Source organism: Streptomyces sp. NPDC107559 (assembly GCF_055657365.1).
Window position 1 is genome coordinate 402,845 of sequence record NZ_JBVKBD010000003.1, and the last position, 20,287, is coordinate 423,131.

Sequence of the window (20,287 nt, forward strand, 5' to 3'; positions counted from 1 at the left end):
CCGGCACGCCGCCCGGCCCGGAGCCGTCCGCCGCGTCACTCGGCCTTGCGCAGCCCCCCGAGGACCAGTCGCACCACCGCGTCGGCCACGTCGCCCGCGGTCGTCCCCCCGCCGCCCGGCCGGTACCACTCGACGATCGAGTTGATCATTCCGAAGACGAGCCGCGTCGCGAGCCGCCCCTCGATGTCGACGCGCACGTCCCCCTCTGCGGTCGCGGCCTTCAGCAGGTCGGCGACCCGGTGGTCGAAGTCGCGGCGGCGCTCCAGGGCCCACCGCTCGGTGCCGGTGTTGCCGCGCACCCGCAGCAGCAGCGTCACATAGGGCAGGTCGGATATCAGCACCTCGACCATGCGGCGCACGACGTACTCCAGGCGCTCGACGGCCCGCCCCACGCGCGCGTGCTCCTCGTCGAGGATCCCGAACAATTCGTCCAGCGCCCGGCTGACGGCCCGCCGCAGCAGCTCCTCCTTGCCGGTGACGTGGTGGTAGATCGACGACTTGGAGATGCCGGCCGCCCTGGACAGGTGCTCCATGGACGTGCCGTCGTAACCGCGCTCGTTGAACACCTGGACGGCGACGGACAGCAGCGTCTCCGGGGTGTACGTGTCGCGCTTGGCGGTGGTCACGGGGTCCCCTCCCGCTTGTCGGTGGCGTACGCGTGGCGGTACAGCGCGAGGGAGGGCGCGTAGCGGCCGCAGGGGTCACGCAGGTGCAGGTCGTCGAGGAGGGCGTACGCCCAGTTGCGGCCCAGCCTGCGGCTCCATTCGAAGGGGCCGAGCGGGTAGTTGACCCCCAGGCGCATCGCGGTGTCGACGTCCTCCTCGGTGGCCACGCCCTTGCTCACGGCGTCGTGCGCCAGGTCGACGATCCGGGCCACCGTGCGGGCGACGATCATGCCGGGCACGTCGCCGATGACGCTGACGTCCTTGCCGAGCGCCTGGAACAGGCCGGTGGCCTCGGCCAGCGTCGCCGGGGCGGTGTCCTGCGAGGCCGACAGCGCGATCCGGGTGGCCCTGCGGTAGTCCAGGGCGAGGTCGAAGTAGACGACGTCGCGGAACTCGACGGAGGTCTGGCCGTCGGCGAGCGCCAGCTGGCCGCCGCTGGGCAGCACCAGCCGCGTGCCGTGGTCCTCGTCCTCCTCGCGGACCTGGATACCCGCCTCGCGGATCAGCGCGACCAGCTCCGCGGCGGGGCCCAGGTCGCCCTCGACGACCACGTACGCGGGCGGCTGCGCCTTCTCCGCGGTGTGCGGCTCGGCGGGCTCGGCGCCGTCCCGGTGGTCGTACCAGCCCTGTCCGGTCTTGTGTCCGAGCCGGCCCGACTCGACCAGCCGGCGCTGGGCCAGCGAGGGGGTGAACCGCGCGTCCTGGAAGAAGGACTGCCACACGGAGTGCGTGACGGACTCGTTGACGTCCTGCCCGATCAGGTCGGTCAGCTCGAACGCGCCCATCCGGAAGCCGCCCGACTCGCGCAGCACCGCGTCGATGGTGGCCGGATCGGCGCCCTGCGCCTCGTAGACCGCGAACGCCTCGGCGTAGAACGGCCGTGCGATGCGGTTGACGATGAAGCCGGGGGTGTCCGCGCAGGCGACCGGGGTCTTGCCCCAGGCGCGGGCCGTCTCGTACGCGCGCGTGGCCGAGGTGACGTCCGTGGCGAACCCGGAGACCACCTCGACCAGCGGCAGCAGCGGCGCCGGGTTGAAGAAGTGCAGGCCCACGAAACGCCCGGGATTGCGCAGGGCGCCGCCGATCGCGGTCACCGACAGGGACGAGGTGTTGGTGGCGAGCAGGCAGTCGTCGCCGACGACCGCCTCCAGGTCGCGCATCAGCTCCTGTTTGACGTCCAGCCGCTCCAGGACCGCCTCGACGACCAGCGCGCAGTCGGCCAGGTCGGCGAGGTCTTCCGCGGGCCGCAGCCGGGCCCGTGCCGCGTCCCGGTCGGCGGCGCCGAGCCGGTCCTTCTCCACGAGCCGGTCGAGCCGGGCACCGATCGCTTCGGCGGCCGCCAGGGCGCGTCCGGGGGCGGCGTCGTACAGCCGTACGGTGTGGCCCGCGACCAGCGCGACCTGGGCGATGCCCTGGCCCATGGTGCCGGTGCCGACGACGGCCACGGGGCTGTTCAGGTCGATTGCTGTCATGTGCGCGATCCTCCCGCACGGGGTTTTCCACAGATGCGGCGGACCCCCTTGTCCCGACCGATCGTTCGGTTACTCTAACTCTGACTAGCTGTTCCTGCCCATGTTTCTGCCCAGGTCATGAGCTCGACGAAGAGTTCCTGAGACGAGGAGTTGGTCCCGCATGGCCGCCGAATCGACCGCCCACGAGCTGATCGCCAAGCACCGGCCCACCCTCGACCAGGCGCTCGAGGCGATCCGCACCCGCGCGTACTGGTCCCCGCACCCCGAACACCCCAAGGCCTACGGCGAGAACGGCAGCCTGGACGCCGCGGCGGGCAAGGCCGCCTTCGACGCCGTCCTGAACACCCGCCTCGACCTCGGCCAGCCCGGCACCGACGACTGGGTCGGCGGGGAGGTCTCCCCGTACGGCGTCGAGCTGGGCGTCACCTACCCGCACGCGGACGTGGACGTCCTGCTGCCCGCCATGAAGGCCGGCCAGGGAGCCTGGCGGGACGCGGGCGCGGAGCTGCGCGCCGTGGTCTGCCTGGAGATCCTCAAGCGGATCAGCGACCGGACGCACGAGTTCGCGCACGCGGTCATGCACACCAGCGGCCAGGCCTTCATGATGGCGCTCCAGGCCGGCGGCCCGCACGCCCAGGACCGCGGCCTCGAAGCCGTCGCCTACGCGTACGTGGAGCAGGTCCGCACCCCGGACACCGCCGAGTGGACCAAGCCCCAGGGCAAGCGCGACCCGCTCGCGCTCACCAAGCAGTTCACCGCGGTCCCGCGCGGCATCGCCCTGATGATCGGCTGCAACACCTTCCCGACCTGGAACGGCTACCCGGGTCTGTTCGCCTCGCTCGCCACCGGCAACGCGGTCCTGGTCAAGCCGCACCCGCGCGCGGTGCTGCCGCTCGCGCTCACCGTGCAGATCGCGCGCGAGGTGCTCACCGAGGCGGGCTTCGACCCGAACCTGATCGCCCTGGCCGCCGAACGCCCCGGCGAGGGCATCGCCAAGACCCTGGCCACCCGCCCCGAGATCCGCATCATCGACTACACCGGCTCCACCGCGTTCGGCGACTGGCTGGAGGCCAACGCCCGCCAGGCGCAGGTCTACACGGAGAAGGCCGGCGTCAACACGGTGCTCGTCGAGTCCACCGACGACTACAAGGGCATGCTCTCCAACCTGGCCTTCTCGCTGTCGCTGTACAGCGGCCAGATGTGCACCACCCCGCAGAACCTGCTCATCCCCCGCGACGGCATCCGCACCGACGACGGCACCAGGACCTTCGACGAGGTCGTCGCCGACCTCGCCCGGTCCGTGGACGGTCTCCTCGGTGACGACGCGCGCGCCAACGCCCTGCTCGGCGCCATCGTCAACCCGGATGTGAAGGCCCGCCTGGAGGCGGCCGCGGGGCTCGGCGAGGTCGCCCTCGCGTCCCGGCAGATCAGCAACCCGGACTTCCCCGACGCGGTCGTCCGTACGCCCGTGATCGTGAAGCTGGACGGCGCCAAGCCGGACGACGAGGCCGCGTACATGAACGAGTGCTTCGGTCCCGTCTCCTTCGCCGTCGCCATGGACTCGGCGGCGGACGCGGTGGAACTGCTGCGCCGCACGATCCGCGAGAAGGGCGCCATGACCGTGGGCGCCTACACCACGGACACCGAGGTCGAGTCGGCCGTGCAGGAGGTCTGCCTGGAGGAGGCCGCGCAGCTCTCGCTGAACCTCACCGGCGGGGTGTACGTCAACCAGACGGCCGCCTTCTCCGACTTCCACGGCTCCGGCGGCAACCCGGCGGCCAACGCGGCGCTCACCGACGGCGCGTTCGTCGCCAACCGGTTCCGGACGGTGGAGGTGCGGCGCCAGGCCTAGGGCCTGTCCGGGGGCGCGCTCAGCGAGTGCCGGGCGCGCCTCCGGTGAGGCTCCAGTGGTACAGCGTCATGGCCACACTGGTCGCGAGGTTGTAGCTGGAGACCTGGGGGCGCATCGGCAGCGACAGCAGCTGGTCGGCCCGCGCGCGCAGATCGGCGGACAGGCCGCTGCGCTCCGAGCCGAAGGCCAGCACCGCGTCGTCCGGCAGCTTCAGCCCCCGGATGTCCTCGCCCTCCGGGTCGAGCGCGAACAGCGGCCCCGGCGGCAGCTCGGCCACCGCCAGCCGCTCCACCGCGGTCGCGAAGTGCAGCCCCGCCCCGCCGCGCACCACCGTGGGATGCCACGGGTCGAGCGTGCCGGTGGTGACCACACCGGTCGCCCCGAAACCGGCGGCGAGCCGGATCACCGCTCCCGCGTTGCCCAGGTTGCGCGGGTTGTCGAGGACGACCACCGGAGCGGTGCGCGGCATCCGCTCCAACGCGCCCAGGTTCGCCTCCCGGGCGGGCCGTACGGCCAGGGCGGCCACCGCGGTGGGATGCGGGCGGGGGACCAGCGAGGCGTACGTCGCCTGCGGGACCTCCGTCAGCAGCGCGTCCAGGGCGTCCCGTACGTCGGGGGCCAGCTCGGCCGCCAGCGCCAGCGCCGCCCGCCGGTCGGCGGTCACCGCCACCGGCACCTGTGCCCCGAAGCGCACCGCGTGCTTGAGCGCGTGGAAGCCGTCGAGCAGCACGGCGGTGTCGGCGAGCCGGTGCCAGACGGACAGCGGATCGGGCCGGGCGCCCGCGGGTTCCGGACGGGCGCTGACGGGATCGGTCATGCCGTGAAGCCTACGCGGGAGCCCCGGCGGCCTCGGCGCCCTCGATCTCCTCGGCCTGCCCGGCGCCCCTGCTGTCCTCGCGGTCCCCGCCGTCCTGGCTGTGCTTGCTGTCGCCGCTGTTCTCGTCGGCCTCGGCGCTGCGCCGGTCCCGCTGCGCGGGCAGGACGGGCCCGCCGCGCGGCAGCAGCCGCCCCCACGCGCGTACCGCCCAGCCGCCCAGCCGGCGCAGGAACGACGTCGGCAGGAAGACCGCGTCCGCGGCGATCATCGCCAGCGAGAAGAACGGCAGCCCGAGCACCACGGCGATCACCGCGTGCTCGGTCATCATCACCACCAGCAGGACGTTCTTGACCCGCCGGTTGAGCAGCGTGAACGGGAAGGCGACCTGCACGATGACCGTCCCGTACGTCACGAGCATCACGATCGTGCCGCTGACGGACATCAGGTCGGCCAGCGCCGGCCAGGGCGAGAAGTAGTCCAGGTGAAGCGGGTAGTAGACCGCGGTGCCGTCCTGCCAGCGCGAGCCCTGGATCTTGTACCAGCCGGCCGTCGCGTAGATCAGACAGGCCTCGGCCATGATCACGAACAGCGCGCCGTTGTGCACGATGTTGGTGATGACGTCGAGGAGTACCCGGGGCTCGGCCGACTTCGCACGGCGCCCGACGGCCCACCGCACAGCCGACGCCGTCCACACCGTCCACAGCAGCACCGGCACGGTCGGATCGCCGTCCAGCCGCCCCGCGACGGTCACCCCCACCAGCACCGCCCCGAGCACCACCCACAGCAGCGGCCCGGTCCGGTCCACCACCCGCTCACCGCGCGCCCGGGCCTCCCGGCCGAGCCGGGCACGCCGCTCGTCCAGGGACCACACCTGGCCGCAGCGCGTGAACACCAGGTAGATCGACATCAGGTGCAGGACGTTGTCGCCGCCGTCCCCCATGAAGACACTGCGGTTCTGGAGCGACAGCACGCCCACCATGAAGACCACGGACATCGCGCGGGTGCGCCAGCCCAGCAGCAGAGCCGCGGCGGCCAGCACGGCGAGCGCGTAGACGATCTCGAACCAGACGCGGCTGTCCGTCCACATCAGCGCCGTGAAGGCACCGTTGAGCCCGATCAGCTGCTGGGCGAGGCCGAAGTCCCACGTGCCGTCGGGACCGTACATCTCATGGCGGTGCGGGAACTCGCGCAGCAGGAACAGCAGCCAGGTCGCGCTGAGCCCGATGCGGATCACGGCGGTCTGGTACGGGCCGAGGGCCGACCCGGTGAGGCGGGCGATGCCGCCGGACACCGACAGGGCGATGCGGTTCACTTCGTGGCCCCCTCGGCCTCGTCGGCCGGGACCGACCACCAGGACAGCACCCGGTACATCGGCTTCAGCGAGATCCGCTCGCCGCTCCACTCGGGCGGGCGCACATTGGTGGTGGCGGAGCGGACCTGGACGCTGTCGATCGTGCCGCCGCGCCCGGCCGCGCCGTCCCGGTCCAGCCGCAGCTCGACGATACGGCGCAGATACGACTCGGAGAGGCTGCCGCGAAGTCCCACCGGCCGGTTGTCGGCGTCGTGCGTCGCCGTGAAGAAGTCCCAGGCCCGGCGGAGCTCGTTCTGGTCGACATGGCTGGGGAGCGGATTGGCGTCGATCGCCCGCCCGTCCTCGGCGGACAGGTCGTACCAGCCGGTGGTGTGGATCTCACCGGCCGCCGTACGGACCCGGGCGCGGGCCTGGACCGCGATGTTCTGCTGGAGCGGATTGGGCGCGAACAGCTTCCAGTTCTGCTCGAACTCCGGGTAGATCCACTCCTCGATCGCCTTGCCGTGCTTCTTGCTGACCGTGTTCGACGGGGCGACATGCATGAACACCATGCCGAGGTGCACGCAGACGGTGACCGCGACGACGGCGAGCGCCAGGGCGGCGGCTATCTGGTAGCGGGGCGAGAGGGCGGCGACATCGGTCAGCGGCTCGGAAGGCGGTCCGGTCGGCACGTCGTCCGGTGCCGTCGCGGCGGGCTCGGGCGTGGCTGCCGGTCCGGTCGGGGCGGGCGTCCCGGCCGGCGCCGTCGGCTCGCGCCCGGCGTCCGCCGAACCCGCCTCCTCGGTCCCGCGCATGGTCACCCCGGCTCCCTGCGCAGGTGGGGTGCCCGGCTCGGGCGAGGCGCTCCCGCCACCGCCGGCCGCGTCCGTTCCGCCGTACGCATCCATTCCGCCCCGTTCCCCGATCGCCGTCCGTGTTCCGGCCCCCGGCCGCAGGGCACCGTACCGCCCCACGCGCACCGCGCCCCACGGCGGTCGCACGCGAAACGTTACTCAGGCCCGCCCGCACCGCACAGCCCCGTACGCCCCCGCACAGCGCCCGTACGGCACCGCGGGGGCTCTGTACGGCAGCGCGCGGGCTCCGTACGGCACGGCGCCGTGGGCCGGTCCGACGGGCAGGCAGGCCGTCCCCGGCGACGCGGGGACTGTCGCCCATCTCACCATGGGCACCACGGCACCCTGCGCGGCCGCTCACCGACCGCCCCGGGCAGCCGACGCCCTGCGACGACGGCTTCGACGGGGTTCGGTGGCTACGGGGCTACGGGGCTACGGCGGGCTCGGCAGGTACGGCGGGTTCGGCAGGTTCGGCGGGTTCGGCAGGTTCGGCGGGTTCGGCAGGTACGACGGTCGAGTCCGCCGTCGTGCCGCGCTTGCGCTCTCCCACCGTTCCCTTCTCCTAGAACCTGTTCTATCTTGACGGTCCGTCAGATCAGGCCGTCGGCCCGGTCCGTCATGGCCGGGGTGCGTGTGGGAGGACAGGGACCGTGGACTTCACCTTCACCGAGGAGCAGCAGGCGGCGGCCGAGGCGGCACAGGGGGTGTTCGCCGGGGTCGCGCCCGACGGGGTGCCCAGCCCCGCACTCACCCGGGGAGCCGCTGTCGCCGACGACTTCGACCGGGCGCTGTGGGCCAGGCTCGCCGACGCGGACCTGCTGAGTCTGCTGCTGGACCCCGAGTACGGCGGGGCCGGTCTCGACGCCGTCGCGCTGTGTCTGACGCTGCGCGAGTCGGCGAAGGTGCTGGCCCGGGTGCCACTGCTGGAGAGCTGCGCGGCCGCCGCTGCCGTGCAGGCCTACGGCGGACCGGCCTCCGGCGGTGCGGCGGCGCCGAAGGCCGCACTGCTCACGGCGGTGGGGCGGGGCGAGATCGTCCTGACCGTCGCCTCCCACGGCCGCACCGGCCACGATCCGGCCGAGCTCGCCGTGACCGCCCGCCAGGACGGCGACTCCTGGATCCTCGACGGCGTCCAGACGGCCGTACCGTGGGCGCACGGCGCGGACTACACGGTCGTACCCGCCCATGTGCCCGCCCACCTGGCCCCGCGCACCGGAGCCGACCGCGCGGACACCGGCCACGCCGAGGCCGGCCGCACGATCCTCGCCCTGGTCCCGCGCGATCACGCGGGGGTCGTACGCGCCGAGCAGGTGTCCACCACCGGCGAACGGCTCGCCGAGGTGCGCCTGGAGTCCGCGCGGATCGGGGCGGCCGACGTCATCGACGCCGACGGCGCCTGGGAGTGGCTGCGCGGGCTGCTGACCACGGGTACGTGCGCGCTCGCGCTCGGGCTGGGCGAGAACGTGCTGCGGATGACCGCCGAGTACACCGGCAGGCGCGAGCAGTTCGGCTTCCCCGTGGCCACCTTCCAGGCCGTCGCCGTGCAGGCCGCCGACCGTTACATCGACCTGCGGGCGATGGAGGCCACCCTGTGGCAGGCCGCGTGGCGGATCGCCTCCGGGACGCAGGGCGCGCTGCCGACGGCCGGTGACATCGCGGTCGCCAAGATCTGGGCCTCGGAAGGGGTGCGCAGGATCGTGCAGACGGCACAGCATCTGCACGGTGGATTCGGCGCCGACGTCGAATACCCGCTGCACCGGTACCACGCCTGGGCCAAGCATCTGGAACTGTCGCTAGGTCCGGCGGCTGCCCATGAAGAGGCACTGGGCGACCTGCTGGCCGCCCATCCGCTCGGCTGAGCCCCGGGCCCGCGGGCCCTCTCGGCCGCGAGCCCCCTGAACCGCTACAGGACGTGTCCGGGCCGGCCCTCGTCCGTCACGACGGGGCGGCCCGCGGCGGCCCAGACCTGCATGCCGCCGTCGACGTTCACGGCGTCGATGCCCTGCTGGACCAGGTACATCGTGACCTGGGCCGAGCGTCCGCCGGAACGGCAGACGACATGGACGCGGCCGTCCTGGGGCGCCGCCTCGGTCAGCTCGCCGTACCGGGCCACGAACTCGCTCATGGGCAGGTGCAGCGCTCCTTCGGCGTGGCCCGCCTGCCACTCGTCGTCCTCGCGGACGTCCAGCAGAAAGTCGTCGTCCTTGAGGTCCGCGACCTCGACCGTGGGCACACCAGCTCCGAAACTCATGCCACCGACGCTACCCGAAGCACCTCGAGTCCCGGCCGGGGCTACCCCAGCAGCTCGGCCAGCTCCGCCTCGCGGGCGGCGACATCGGCCAGGAGCTTCTCGGCGATCTCGTCCAGCAGGGCGTCGGGGTCGTCCGGAGCGAGCCGCAGCATCTCCCCGATCGCGCTGATCTCCAGCTCCCGCGCGAGGTGCGTGAGCATCTCCTTGCGCTCGGCCAGCCATTCCAGGCGGGCGTAGAGCTCCTCGCTGGGGCTGGGGGCCCGCTCGGCGGGCGCCGGACCGGCCGCCCACTCCTCGGCCAGCTCACGCAGCAGGTTCTCGTCGCCACGGGCGTAGGCGGCGTTGACCCGGGTGATGAACTCCTCGCGGCGCCGGCGCTCGCCCTCCTCCTGGGCCAGGTCGGGGTGGGCCTTGCGGGCCAGCTCGCGGTAGAGCTTGCGGACCTCGTCGCTGGGGCGCACCCGCTGCGGGGGCCGCACCGGCTGGTCCGTGAGCATCGCCACAGCCTCGGGGAACAGACCTTCGCCGTCCATCCAGCCGTGGAACAGCTCCTCGACACCCGGCATCGGCAGCACCCGCGCGCGGGCGTCCTGTGCCTTGCGCAGATCCTCGGGGTCACCGGTGCGGGCGGCCTTGGCCTCCGCTATCTGCGCTTCCAGCTCGTCGAGCCGGGCGTACATCGGGCCGAGCTTCTGGTGATGGAGGCGCGAGAAGTTCTCGACCTCCACACGGAAGGTCTCCACCGCGATCTCGTACTCGATCAGCGCCTGCTCGGCGGCCCGAACGGCCCGCTCCAGCCGCTCCTCGGGCCGTGCCTGCTCAGCTTCCGGGGTCGTCACCCGAACAGCGTAGGCCACGGTCGGGGCGGTCCGGCTCCACAGGGCCGGGACAGACCGCCCGCACCCGGGCCGCGGCAGGGTCCTGGCAGGCCCCGCACGGCGTTCCGGTACGGCAGGCGGCCTCACAGGGACGGCCGCCGGACCCCGCACATCCGGACGGCCGCCGGACCTCACACGCCCGTCGGACGACTGCCGGAGCTCACGTACCCACCAGGCGGCCGTCGAGCCTCACACACCCACCAGACGGCCGCAGGACCTCACGTAGCCACCAGACGACCGTCGAGCCTCACACACCCACCAGACGGCTGCCGGACCTCACACACCCACCAGACGACCGTCGAACCTCACACGCCCGTCTCCGCCGGGATGCGGCCCGCCCGTACTGCCGCCACGAGCCGGGCGTGGTCCGCCTCCGTGCGGTCGGCGTAGGCGACGGCGAAGGTGCCGATCGCCTCGTCCAGCTCCTCGTTCTTGCCGCAGTAGCCGGCGATCAGGCGCGGGTCGGCGCTGTGCGAGTGGGCGCGGGCCAGCAGGGCGCCGGTCATCCGGCCGTAGTCGTCGACCTGGTCGGCGGCGAGCGCGGCCGGATCGACGCTTCCCTTGCGGTTGCGGAACTGCCGGACCTGGAAGGGCCGGCCCTCGACCGTCGTCCAGCCCAGCAGGATGTCGCTGACGACCTGCATCCGCTTCTGGCCGAGGACGACCCGGCGGCCCTCGTGCTCGACCCGGGGCACCTCGAACCCGGCGCTCACCAGGTGCGGCACCAGCGCCGACGCCCGCGCCTCCTTCACCTGGAGGACCAGGGGCTCGCCGCGGTGGTCCAGCAGCAGCACCACGTACGACCGGGTGCCCACACTGCCCGTGCCGACGATGCGGAAGGCGACGTCGTGCACCGTGTGCCGGGCCAGCAGCGGGAGACGGTCCTCGGAGAGCGTGTCCAGGTACGGCTCCAGGGCCGCGGCGACCGCCGCGGCCTCGGCGTCCGTGACGCCCCGCAGCACCGGGGGCGCGTCGACGAAGCGGCGGCCGCCGTCCGCGGTCGGTTCGGTCGACTTGGCCGCGAAGCGCCCGCTGGTGTTGGCCCGCGCCTTCTCGGAGACCCGCTCCAGCGTGCCGAGCAGGTCATGGGCGTCGGTGTGGGAGACCAGTTCCTCGTCCGCTATGGCGTTCCACGCGTCCAGCACCGGGAGCTTGGCCAGCAGGCGCATGGTGCGGCGGTAGGCGCCCACCGTGTCCCGTGCCGCCTTGCGGCAGGTGTCCTCGTCGGCGCCGGCCTCCCGGCCCGCGAGCACGAGCGAGGCGGCGAGCCGCTTGAGGTCCCACTCCCAGGGGCCGTGCACGGTCTCGTCGAAGTCGTTGAGGTCGATGACCAGGCCGCCGCGGGCGTCGCCGTACAGACCGAAGTTCGCGGCGTGCGCGTCGCCGCAGATCTGCGCGCGGATCCCGGTCATGGGCGTGCGGGCCAGGTCGTACGCCATGAGACCCGCCGAACCCCGCAGGAACGCGAACGGGGTGGCCGCCATCCTGCCCACCCGGATCGGTGTGAGCTCCGCGATACGGCCCTGGTTGGACTCCTCCACCGCGGCGACCGCGTCGGGCCGTGACGCGTCGAGGTCCAGCTCGGCGTGGGCCGCACGGGGCACCCGGCGCCGCAGCGCCTTCCCCTCCTCCTTGGGCGACCCCGCCACGGGCCACGCGGCGAAGCCCCGCACCGTGGACAGCCGCCGGGCCACCACCGGCGCCACCGGTTCCGCCGGCCGCTCCTGCGCCACCGCCCGTTCCGGCACCGCCGCACGCGCCGACTGCCCCGGCACCACCGGTTCCACACCGAGCTCCGCCGCCGCGACGGCCTCCGCCGATCCGGCGGACCCCACCGGCTCCGCCAACTCCGCACCGAACTCGGTCATGACGACCGCCTCCCCCGCACCCGCGCAAGAACTTCCATGAACATCAATGCGTGCCGACCGTACCGCCGGTGGCCGAAACGCGTCAGACCCTGTGGACAACCACCCGCAGAACACCCACTCCGGGCACCGGTCCGACCGGTCCTCGCCTCTCCGTACCTTTCGTACCTCCGCGCCTCCGGCGCTCCGGCCCGCCCGGCCGCCTCAACCCCGGGCACCGTCCAGCACCGGCCGGTACCAGGGCGTGTACCGGGAGAAGGCCTGCGCGAAGTCCGGTCCGGGCGCGGCGGCCAGGTCGGACCAGAGCGGCCCGCCGTCGAACCAGTGGTCGGTGACGAGCATGCCGAGCGCGTGCCGCAGGCGCGGCTCGCCGTCCAGCAGGTCCTGGGCCTGCCGCACGGTCAGGTCCAGCTCCGGCCAGGCCAGTCCGGCACAGTCGGCCACCGCGCGCAGCAGGTCCCGCGCGGCCACCGGCTCCGCGGGGGCGACGTGGTAGACGGACGCGGTCAGGCTCGCTCGCGGGGCGAGTCCCGCCATGACCGCCAGGCGGGCCAGGTCGTGCACGGAGACGACGGACAGCCGCGCGGTCCAGCCCTCGACCGTGCCGGGCAGGGCGCGCAGCAGACCGCTCAGGCCGGGGACGAACCAGAGGTCGCCCGGACCGTGGACGAGATGCGGGCGGAGCACGACCCCGTCCGCGGCGAGCACGGCGTCCTCGGCGACGGCCCGGGTCGCCGAGGTCGGCGACTGCGGGTTGCGCACCAGGTCCTGCGGGCGGGCCCGGCGGTAGGTCCCCCGCCCGTAGACGGACGCCGTGCTGATCTGGACGATGCGGGACACCCCGGCCCGCCGGGCCTCGGCGACCAGGGCCTGCGTACCCCGGGCATTGACGCTCTCGTTGTCCTGCGGACCGCCGCCGATCCGCGCGGCACAGTGCAGCAGCACGTCCACCCCGGCGCACACCCCGCGCAGCGAGCCGGGGTCGCCGAGATCGGCCTCGACGGTCACGGGCTCCCGCGCGCCGGGCAGCGACTGTCCCGCGGAACCGGGCAGCGGTCTGCGATGAACCATCAGCCGCAGGTCCACGCCCAGGCGGCGGGCCTCGCCGGCCACGTGGCTGCCGACGAATCCGGCGGCTCCGGTGATCAGAACAGTGGGTGACACGGAACACTCCCTCCCCGGGACACACGATCAGGACGGCGGGCGCCCTGGAACTCCCCTGCGGGACACAGACCCCCACGGGACACAGAACTGTCCCTGTGGGGCTCAGGCCCCCTCGGAACACAGAACTGTCCCTGTGGGGCACAGGCCCCCTCGGAACACAGAACTCCCCCTCGTGGGACACAGAATGCCCTGCGTGCGGCACCGGGCCGGGACGGAGGGCGACTCCCAGGCCCGTCAACTCGCCCGGCACCGGCAGCACTTCACACGGCCCACGGCCCTCCCGCCCGGCGGACGGCCCGGCCGGAGCACGCCCGGGGCAGCCAGGTCCCGCCCCACGGACAGCACATCGCGGTCACCCCTGGGGACGGTCCGGACACGGAGTGCACTCACCGGCGCCGCGAAGCCCGTCCGTGGCCCCCGTCCGCGAAAGAACGGCCCTTCCGGGCACTGAGACCTTCCTCACAATCCACCCGCGGCTTGCGAGAGCGGAGCAAGTGAAGATCCACATCGGGGATCGGGTACCCGGCGGCTCCGGGTCGGCGGCTCCGAACCCGCGCTCTCCCGCCGCCGGCCCCGGCCGAAGGATCCGAGCCCGACAACAACCCCCGGGGTTCGCCCCGTAACGCGAAACGGCCGGTACCGTAATCGGTACCGACCGTTTCGTCTGGTGCGCGAGGGGGGAGTTGAACCCCCACGCCCTTGCGGGCACTGGAACCTGAATCCAGCGCGTCTGCCTATTCCGCCACCCGCGCATTGGGTGTGTCTTCCGGTTCCGTTCCTTTTCGGTGCGGCGCCTTCCGACATGCAGAACATTAGCACGCGGTCCGGGGTGCGTTCACATCCCTTTCCCCTGGGCAGGCGGTGAGCAGCGGCACAGCCGGTCCGCCGGTGCCGGTGCCGGTGCGGCTACGTCTCGACACGTACCGGTTCACGTATCAACCTCGTACCGGTACCGCCCGTCTGACCAGGAGCCGGTCAGGGTGCGCAGCCGGGTGCGGGACACTGGTCTGCGGCCCCCTCTACGATCCTGGGCAAGAAGAGTTCGAAGGGGAGTTCCGCAGGGAAGCTCGCAGGCGTCGACACCCGTCGACCGAGCCGACAGGGGGAACCAGCCGATCGAGCGGCGCGTGGATACGATCAGTAAGCAGTACGAGCAGTACAAGCACCGGACAAGGCACAGGCACAGCGGCAACGACGGAGGAGGTGCCCCATGGGAGTCCTGAAGAAGTTCGAGCAGCGCCTCGAAGGTCTGGTCAACGGCACCTTCGCCAAGGTCTTCAAGTCCGAGGTCCAGCCCGTGGAGATCGCCGGCGCGCTCCAGCGCGAGTGCGACAACAACGCCACGATCTGGAACCGCGACCGCACGGTCGTCCCCAACGACTTCATCGTGGAGCTGAGCACGCCCGACTTCGAGCGCCTCAGCCCCTACTCCGGCCAGCTCGGCGACGAGCTCGCCGGCATGGTGCGCGACTACGCCAAGCAGCAGCGCTACACCTTCATGGGGCCGATCAAGGTCAACCTGGAGAAGGCCGCCGACCTGGACACCGGCCTGTACCGGGTGCGCAGCCGTACGCTCGCCTCGTCCAGCAGCCAGCAGGCACCGCAGGCCCCCGACCCGTCCGCGAGCGGCCGGCGTGCGGGCGGCCACGGCTACCCGCAGCCCGGCGCAGGTGCCGCGCCTCCCATGCCGGCCGCACCGCCGCCCGGCGCGGGTCCGCGCCCCGGTGGCTACGGCTACCCGCAGCCCGCCCAGCCCGGCGGACCGGCCCACGGCGCACGCACGCGCTACTGGGTCGAGGTCAACGGCGCGCGTCACCAGATTTCCCGCCCGACCCTGGTGCTGGGCCGCAGCACCGAGGCCGACGTGCGGATCGACGACCCCGGCGTATCCCGCCGGCACTGTGAGATCCGGACCGGAACGCCCTCGACGATCCAGGATCTCGGGTCCACCAACGGCATCGTGGTGGACGGGCAGCACACCACCCGCGCTACGCTCCGCGACGGCTCGCGGATCGTCGTGGGCAGCACCACCATCATTTACCGGCAAGCCGAAGGGTGAAGCGGGGGCAATGTCAGAGCTGACCCTCACGGTCATGCGGCTGGGTTTCCTGGCCGTACTGTGGCTGTTCGTGATCGTGGCCGTGCAGGTCATCCGCAGCGACCTGTTCGGTACGCGTGTCACCCAGCGCGGAGCGCGGCGGGAGGCCGCCCGGCCTCAGGCGCAGACCGGCCGACAGGCGGCGGCGCCTCCGCAGCAGCGCCAGCAGGCCGCCGGCGGCCGCCAGCGCCGCAACGCCCCCACCAAGCTGGTGGTGACCGAGGGCACCCTCACCGGTACCACCGTCGCGCTGCAGGGCCAGACCATCACCCTGGGCCGGGCGCACGACAGCACGATCGTGCTGGACGACGACTACGCCTCCAGCCGCCATGCCAGGATCTACCCGGACCGGGACGGTCAGTGGATCGTCGAGGACCTGGGCTCCACCAACGGCACGTACCTCGACCGGAGCCGGCTGACGACTCCCACGCCGATTGCGCCGGGTGCGCCGATCCGCATCGGCAAGACCGTCATCGAGCTGCGGAAGTAGTACGACAATGAGCGAGCGGAGCGAGCACGCAGGCGCGGTCCACACCCCGGACCCCGGCGCGCTCCCGACCGGAGGGTGGGCACCGTGCGGATGTACCCGGAGCCGACGGGCGAGGTGCGCATGAGTCTCTCACTGCGCTTCGCCGCCGGATCGCACAAAGGCATGATCCGGGAGGGCAACGAGGACTCCGGCTACGCCGGTCCCCGCCTGCTCGCGATCGCCGACGGAATGGGCGGCGCCGCCGCCGGCGAGGTCGCCTCCTCCGAGGCGATCTCCACCATCGTCGCTCTCGACGAGGACATCCCCGGCTCCGACGTCCTGACCTCGCTCGGCACCGCCGTCCAGCGGGCCAACGACCAGCTGCGCGCCATGGTCGAGGAGGACCCCCAGCTCGAAGGCATGGGCACCACGCTCACCGCCCTGCTGTGGACCGGCCAGCGACTGGGCCTGGTCCACGTGGGCGACTCGCGGGCGTACCTGCTGCGCGACGGCGTCCTCACCCAGATCACCCAGGACCACACCTGGGTGCAGCGCCTGGTCGACGAGGGACGCATCACCGAGGAGGAGGCGACCACGCACCCGCAGCGCTCGCTCCTCATGCGCGCGCTCGGCAGCGGCGAGCACGTCGAGCCCGACCTGTCGATCCGCGAGGTCCGGGCCGGCGACCGCTACCTGATCTGCTCCGACGGACTGTCCGGGGTCGTCTCCCACCAGACGATGGAGGACACCCTCGCGAGCTACCAGGGCCCGCAGGAGACCGTGCAGGAGCTGATCCAGCTCGCGCTGCGCGGCGGCGGACCCGACAACATCACCGTCATCGTCGCCGACGTCCTCGACCTGGACACCGGTGACACCCTCGCCGGGCAGCTCTCCGACACCCCGGTCGTGGTCGGCGCGGTCGCCGAGAACCAGAACCAGCTGCACGACAACGGCATCATGCAGACGCCCGCCGGACGCGCCTCCGGCCTCGGCCGCCAGGTGCCCGGACAGGGCGGCGGCGGCGAGTTCGGCCCGCCCGGCTCCGGCGACACCACCGGCTACATCCCGGCCGGCAGCTTCGGCGACTACACCGACGACGACTTCGTCAAGCCGAGCAAGGGCCGCAGGTGGCTGAAGAGATCCTTCTACAGCGTCCTGGCCCTCGCGGTGATCGGCGGCGGCCTGTACGGCGGCTACCGCTGGACGCAGACGCAGTACTACGTCGGCACCAAGGGCGAGCACGTGGCCCTGTACCGCGGTATCAGCCAGGACCTGGCGTGGGTCTCGCTGTCGAAGGTGGAGAAGGACCACCCCGACATCGAACTCAAGTACCTGCCGCCCTACCAGCAGAAGCTGGTCCAGGCCACGATCGCCGAAGGCAACCTGGGCACCGCCCAGAAGAAGATCGACGAACTGTCGGTCCAGGTCTCCGCGTGCAAGAAGGAAGCACAGCGCCGCACCGCCGAGAGCGAGAACAGCGCCAAGACGGGCGAGGGCGAGGCCGGAGGCACCACGGGAACCACCAGCGCCTCCCGCACGTCCAAGGCATCGCCGTCGCCGAACGCGTCGGCATCGACGTCCCCGACCCCGTCCAAGTCCGCGACCGCCACTCCCAGCCCCGGCCCCAGCCTCTCGGAGGAGGAGCAGAAGGTCGTCTCGCTGTGCGGTAAGCAGTAGGCAAGCCGTGAGAGGCCCCGTCACACGATGAGCAGTACTACCAACTCGCCGACGCACCACACGTCCACGATCGGCTCGATCGGGACCCCGAGCCGGCGCAACACCGAGCTCGCGCTCCTGGTGTTCGCCGTCGTCATCCCGGTGTTCGCCTACGCCAACGTGGGCCTGGCCATCGACGACAAGGTGCCGTCCGGCCTGCTGAGCTACGGCCTCGGCCTCGGCCTCCTGGCCGGCGTCGCCCACCTCGCCGTACGCAAGTTCGCCCCGTACGCGGACCCGCTGCTGCTGCCGCTGGCCACGCTGCTGAACGGGCTCGGACTCGTCGTCATCTGGCGGCTGGACCAGTCCAAACTGCTCCAGTCCATCCAGCAGGCAGGCACCGCCGCACCCCGTCAGCTGATGTACACCGCCATGGGCATCGCGCTGTTCATCGTCGTCCTGGTCTTCCTCAAGGACCACCGCACCCTGCAGCGCTACACCTACATCTCCATGGTCGGCGCGCTGGTGCTGCTGCTCCTGCCGCTGGTCCCCGGACTCGGTGCCAACATCTACGGCGCCAAGATCTGGATCCACGTCGGCAGCTTCTCCATCCAGCCCGGAGAGTTCGCCAAGATCGTCCTGGCGATCTTCTTCGCCGGCTATCTCATGGTCAAGCGCGACGCGCTCGCCCTGGCCAGCCGCCGTTTCATGGGCCTGTACCTGCCCCGCGGCCGCGACCTCGGCCCGATCCTGGTCGTCTGGTTCATCTCGATCCTGATCCTGGTCTTCGAGACCGACCTCGGCACCTCGCTGCTGTTCTTCGGAATGTTCATCGTCATGCTGTACGTCGCCACCGAGCGGACCAGCTGGATCGTCTTCGGTCTGCTGATGTCCGCGGGCGGCGCGGTCGGCGTGGCCAGCTTCGAACCCCACGTCCAGCAGCGCGTCCAGGCCTGGCTCGACCCGATGGGCGAGTACGCCCTCAGCCGTAAGGGCGTCGCCGGCCACTCCGAGCAGGCCATGCAGGCCCTGTGGGCGTTCGGCTCCGGCGGCACCCTCGGCACCGGCCTCGGCCAGGGCCACTCCGAACTGATCCGGTTCGCCGCCAACTCCGACTTCATCCTCGCCACCTTCGGCGAGGAGCTGGGCCTCGCCGGCATCATGGCGCTCCTGCTGATCTACGGCCTGATCGTGGAACGCGGCGTGCGCACCGCCCTCGCCGCCCGCGACCCGTTCGGCAAGCTGCTCGCCATCGGCCTGTCCGGCGCCTTCGCCCTCCAGGTGTTCGTCGTCGCCGGCGGTGTGATGGGCCTCATCCCGCTGACCGGTATGACCATGCCGTTCCTGGCGTACGGCGGTTCCTCCGTCATCGCCAACTGGGCCCTGATCGGCATCCTGCTCCGCATCAGCGACACCGCGCGCCGCCCGGCCCCCGCCCCCGCCTCCAACCCCGACGCCGAGATGACCCAGGTGGTCCGCCCGTGAACAAGCCCCTGCGCCGAATCGCGATCTTCTGCGGTCTCCTGGTCCTCACCCTGCTCCTGCGCGACAACTGGCTCCAGTACGTCAAGGCCGACACCCTGGCCTCCGACACGGACAACCGCCGCGTCAACATCACGCGCTACGCCAGCCCGCGCGGCGACATCATCGTCGACGGCAAGGCCATCACCGGCTCCGTCGAGTCGGGCGACAACGACTTCAAGTACAAGCGCACCTGGAAGGACGGCGCCATGTGGGCGCCGGTCACCGGGTTCTCCTCGCAGGCCTTCGGCGCCAACCAGCTCGAGAAGCTCGAGGACGGCATCCTCACCGGCACCGACAACCGGCTCTTCTTCCGCAACACCCTGGACATGATCACGGGCAAGCAGAAGGAGGGCGGCAGCGTCGTCACCACCCTCAACGCCGCCGCCCAGAAGGCCGCCTACAGGGGCCTGGGCAACAAGAAGGGCGCCGTCGCCGCGATCGACCCGGCCACCGGCAAGATCCTCGCCCTGGTCTCCACGCCCTCGTACGACCCGTCGACCTTCGCCGGCACCTCGGACAGTGACCAGAAGGCCTGGAACAAGGTCCTGAAGAAGAACAACCCCGACGACCCGATGCTCAACCGGGCCCTGCGCGAGACCTATCCGCCCGGCTCCACCTTCAAGGTCGTCACCGCCGCCGCCGCGCTGGAGAACGGCGTGGTCTCCGGCATCGACGACCCGACCAAGACGCCGGACCCGTACAAACTCCCGGGGACCAGCACCAACCTCACCAACGAGCACGGCGGCTGCGAGAACGCCAACCTGCGCGAGGCACTGCGCGTCTCCTGCAACACCGTCTTCGCGAAGATGGCCGCCAACGTCACCAACGACAAGATGATCGAGCAGGCCGAGAAGTTCGGCTTCAACAACGCCACGCTCGACACCCCGGTGCGCGCCGCCGAGAGCATCTACCCCAAGGACAACGCCCCGCAGAACGCCCTCGACGGCATCGGCCAGGGCTCCAACCGGGCCACCCCGCTCCAGATGGCCATGGTCGCCTCGGCCGTCGCCAACAACGGCAAGCTGATGCAGCCCTACATGGTCGACCAGCTGCGCGCCTCCAACCTCGACGTCATCGAGACGAACGAGCCCAAGGAGCTCTCCCAGGCCGTCTCCTCCGAGACCGCCCAGAAGCTCCAGCAGATGATGGAGACTGTGGTCAAGTCCGGCACCGGAACCTCGGCCCAGATCGACGGCGTCACCGTGGGCGGCAAGACCGGTACCGCCCAGCACGGCCTCAACAACAGCGAGAAGCCGTACGCCTGGTTCATCTCGTACGCCAAACTGTCCGACGGCAGCAGCCCGGTCGCTGTCGCCGTCGTCGTCGAGGACGGCGCCGCCAACCGCGGTGACATCACAGGCGGTGGTCTCGCGGCTCCGATCGCAAAGGACGTGATGAAGGCAGTCATCGACAGCAAGAAGTGACCCCGCT

Annotated in this window: 17 protein-coding genes and 1 tRNA gene; 7 read left to right on the forward strand and 11 right to left on the reverse strand. The window is 71.9% G+C overall.

Annotation, left to right across the window (positions count from 1 at the left end; all coding sequences use genetic code 11):
* Positions 1–35: 35 nt before the first annotated feature.
* Entirely contained in the window at positions 36–626 is a 591-nt protein-coding gene (locus ACZ7OY_RS13230) for a TetR/AcrR family transcriptional regulator (protein WP_471911491.1), read from the reverse strand.
* On the reverse strand, positions 623–2,137 hold the full coding sequence (locus ACZ7OY_RS13235; RefSeq protein WP_471911492.1) for a 3-hydroxyacyl-CoA dehydrogenase: 1,515 nt from the start codon (positions 2,135–2,137) through the stop codon (positions 623–625). Before ACZ7OY_RS13235 ends, ACZ7OY_RS13230 begins: the two co-directional genes overlap by 4 nt.
* A 160-nt stretch (positions 2,138–2,297) precedes the next feature.
* On the opposite strand from ACZ7OY_RS13235, the gene paaN reads away from it, so the two are divergent.
* The gene (paaN, locus tag ACZ7OY_RS13240; protein ID WP_471911493.1) at positions 2,298–3,989 is read left to right on the forward strand and encodes a phenylacetic acid degradation protein PaaN; all 1,692 of its coding nucleotides are present in this window, start codon (positions 2,298–2,300) and stop codon (positions 3,987–3,989) included.
* 19 nt (positions 3,990–4,008) lie between these two features.
* On the opposite strand, the gene ACZ7OY_RS13245 is transcribed toward paaN, so the two are convergent.
* The 4 genes from ACZ7OY_RS13245 to ACZ7OY_RS13260 all read right to left on the reverse strand — a co-directional run bounded on the left by ACZ7OY_RS13245 (position 4,009) and on the right by ACZ7OY_RS13260 (position 7,501).
* Positions 4,009–4,806, reverse strand: a complete 798-nt coding sequence (locus ACZ7OY_RS13245) for a TrmH family RNA methyltransferase (RefSeq protein ID WP_471911494.1) — start codon at positions 4,804–4,806, stop codon at positions 4,009–4,011.
* A 10-nt stretch (positions 4,807–4,816) separates the two neighbouring features.
* Positions 4,817–6,118: an HTTM domain-containing protein gene (locus tag ACZ7OY_RS13250; RefSeq protein ID WP_471911495.1), complete on the reverse strand. Its 1,302-nt coding sequence runs from the start codon at positions 6,116–6,118 to the stop codon at positions 4,817–4,819.
* Positions 6,115–6,912, reverse strand: coding sequence for a DUF5819 family protein (locus ACZ7OY_RS13255; RefSeq protein ID WP_471911496.1), 798 nt, complete (start codon positions 6,910–6,912; stop codon positions 6,115–6,117). The genes ACZ7OY_RS13250 and ACZ7OY_RS13255 overlap by 4 nt, the downstream gene beginning before the upstream one ends.
* A 463-nt stretch (positions 6,913–7,375) precedes the next feature.
* Positions 7,376–7,501, reverse strand: coding sequence for a hypothetical protein (locus ACZ7OY_RS13260; protein WP_471911497.1), 126 nt, complete (start codon positions 7,499–7,501; stop codon positions 7,376–7,378).
* Positions 7,502–7,601: 100 nt separating this feature from the next.
* On the opposite strand from ACZ7OY_RS13260, the gene ACZ7OY_RS13265 reads away from it, so the two are divergent.
* Entirely contained in the window at positions 7,602–8,810 is a 1,209-nt protein-coding gene (locus tag ACZ7OY_RS13265; RefSeq protein WP_471911498.1) for an acyl-CoA dehydrogenase family protein, read from the forward strand.
* Between the two features lie 44 nt (positions 8,811–8,854).
* Here ACZ7OY_RS13265 and ACZ7OY_RS13270 read toward each other — a convergent pair whose 3' ends face one another.
* From ACZ7OY_RS13270 to ACZ7OY_RS13290, 5 genes are all read right to left on the reverse strand, one after another.
* On the reverse strand, positions 8,855–9,184 hold the full coding sequence (locus tag ACZ7OY_RS13270; RefSeq protein ID WP_351610965.1) for a rhodanese-like domain-containing protein: 330 nt from the start codon (positions 9,182–9,184) through the stop codon (positions 8,855–8,857).
* A 59-nt stretch (positions 9,185–9,243) separates the two neighbouring features.
* On the reverse strand, positions 9,244–10,041 hold the full coding sequence (locus ACZ7OY_RS13275) for a hypothetical protein (RefSeq protein WP_351610915.1): 798 nt from the start codon (positions 10,039–10,041) through the stop codon (positions 9,244–9,246).
* Between the two features lie 344 nt (positions 10,042–10,385).
* Entirely contained in the window at positions 10,386–11,948 is a 1,563-nt protein-coding gene (locus tag ACZ7OY_RS13280; RefSeq protein ID WP_471911499.1) for a DUF2252 domain-containing protein, read from the reverse strand.
* 201 nt (positions 11,949–12,149) lie between these two features.
* Entirely contained in the window at positions 12,150–13,109 is a 960-nt protein-coding gene (locus ACZ7OY_RS13285; RefSeq protein ID WP_471911500.1) for an NAD-dependent epimerase/dehydratase family protein, read from the reverse strand.
* Between the two features lie 665 nt (positions 13,110–13,774).
* Positions 13,775–13,861, reverse strand: a tRNA-Leu gene (locus ACZ7OY_RS13290).
* 458 nt (positions 13,862–14,319) lie between these two features.
* On the opposite strand from ACZ7OY_RS13290, the gene ACZ7OY_RS13295 reads away from it, so the two are divergent.
* The 5 genes from ACZ7OY_RS13295 to ACZ7OY_RS13315 all read left to right on the forward strand — a co-directional run bounded on the left by ACZ7OY_RS13295 (position 14,320) and on the right by ACZ7OY_RS13315 (position 20,280).
* Positions 14,320–15,168 carry an FhaA domain-containing protein gene (locus tag ACZ7OY_RS13295; RefSeq protein WP_471911501.1) on the forward strand — a complete coding sequence of 283 codons (849 nt, stop codon included), beginning with the start codon at positions 14,320–14,322 and terminating at the stop codon, positions 15,166–15,168.
* Positions 15,169–15,178: 10 nt separating this feature from the next.
* Positions 15,179–15,697, forward strand: a complete 519-nt coding sequence (locus tag ACZ7OY_RS13300; RefSeq protein WP_351610948.1) for an FHA domain-containing protein FhaB/FipA — start codon at positions 15,179–15,181, stop codon at positions 15,695–15,697.
* 120 nt (positions 15,698–15,817) lie between these two features.
* Complete coding sequence (locus ACZ7OY_RS13305; RefSeq protein ID WP_471911502.1) at positions 15,818–17,353, forward strand: Stp1/IreP family PP2C-type Ser/Thr phosphatase; 1,536 nt, start codon at positions 15,818–15,820, stop codon at positions 17,351–17,353.
* Between the two features lie 27 nt (positions 17,354–17,380).
* Complete coding sequence (locus ACZ7OY_RS13310; protein WP_384724941.1) at positions 17,381–18,817, forward strand: FtsW/RodA/SpoVE family cell cycle protein; 1,437 nt, start codon at positions 17,381–17,383, stop codon at positions 18,815–18,817.
* The gene (locus ACZ7OY_RS13315) at positions 18,814–20,280 is read left to right on the forward strand and encodes a peptidoglycan D,D-transpeptidase FtsI family protein (RefSeq protein ID WP_471911503.1); all 1,467 of its coding nucleotides are present in this window, start codon (positions 18,814–18,816) and stop codon (positions 20,278–20,280) included. The genes ACZ7OY_RS13310 and ACZ7OY_RS13315 overlap by 4 nt, the downstream gene beginning before the upstream one ends.
* The last annotated feature ends 7 nt before the right edge of the window (positions 20,281–20,287 follow it).